A 1184-nucleotide genomic window follows, 5' to 3' on the forward strand; every position below is an offset into this window, starting at 1 on the left:
GTGCGGCTCCGGGGCGGTGGTCGGGATGGAGGTCGGGGGTCGATGGAATCGGCCGGATGACGGGGCAGGGCGCCCCACTTCTGGAGCGCCCTGTTCAATCCGGTTCGGGACTCTGTGTCCCGCATATGTGATGGTATGACTTATTTGGGTTATTCGCTTCCGAGCGACACGCCCCGGAAGCGATCGGCCCCCAGGTCCCGGGAGATCGACCGGGCGCAGTCCCGCACCGCCGCCACCAGGCGCGGTCGCGGCCCCCCGCCGTCCGCGTGCACCCGCTCCACGGCCCCCGTGACGCCCACCGCCCCCACCGGCATGCGGTGCCGGTCCAGGATCGGGGCCGCCACCGCGGCGATACCTTCCCAGGTCTCGCCGTTCTCACCCGCCCAACCCCGGTGCCGGGTCTCCTCCAGTTCCCGCTCCAGTGCGGCGGGGTCGGTCACCGTGCGGTCGGTGATCGGGGTCAGGCCGGCGTCGAGCATCTCGCTGTGCGCCACCGGATCCCAGGCCGCCAACACCTTGCCCAGCGCGGTGGAGTGCAGCGGACGCATCGCCCCGATCTCCAGGACCTGCCGGCTGTCGTCCGGGCGGAAGACGTGGTGCACGATCAACACGCCCTGGTGGTGCAGGACCCCCAAATGGACGCTCTCCCCGCCCGAACGGGCGAGGTCGTCGGTCCAGACCAGCGCCCGGGCCCGCAGTTCGTGCACGTCCAGGTAGCTGTTGCCCAGCCGCAGCAGTTCCGCCCCCAGTTGGTACCGCCCGCTGACGGGGTCCTGCTCGACGAAGCCCTCCTGCTGGAGGGTGCGCAACAGGCCGTGCGCGGTGCCCTTGGCCAGTCCCAGCGTGGAGGCGATGTCCGACAACCCCAGTCGGCGCTCACCGCCCGCCAGCAGGCGCAGCACCGCCGCGGCGCGCTCCAGCGACTGGATGGTCCGCGCCATGCGGCTTCTCCCTCCGGCTCGCCGCGGGGTCGCCCGGGCTCGGTCCCGCCCGCGCCTCCGCGGGCCCCGGCCCACCGGGCCGGAACACCCCCATGCTATTCCGCATTGCCGAACGGGGTCGGCGCATGTCGACACCCGGCCCCCGCGGGTCTCCGGTGCACCGGTTCTCCCGCCTCTTCCCTTTTCTTACCCCTCTTCCTTTCCCTCCCTTTCCCTCCCTTTCTTCTCCTTCCCCCTCCTTCC

At 71.8% G+C, this 1184-nt stretch carries 1 protein-coding gene; it reads right to left on the reverse strand.

The window, feature by feature from the left end; all coding sequences use genetic code 11:
* Positions 1–149: 149 nt before the first annotated feature.
* Positions 150–941, reverse strand: a complete 792-nt coding sequence (locus FOE67_RS26250; RefSeq protein WP_182667315.1) for an IclR family transcriptional regulator — start codon at positions 939–941, stop codon at positions 150–152.
* Positions 942–1184 lie beyond the last annotated feature (243 nt).

The organism is Streptomyces calidiresistens (assembly GCF_014141525.1).
Lineage (GTDB): Bacteria > Actinomycetota > Actinomycetes > Streptomycetales > Streptomycetaceae > Streptomyces > Streptomyces calidiresistens.

Bases quoted from the DNA above. Each gene is read 5' to 3' on its own strand.
- FOE67_RS26250 (WP_182667315.1), bottom strand. From the start codon at position 941: ATGGCGCGGACCATCCAGTCGCTGGAGCGCGCCGCGGCGGTGCTGCGC.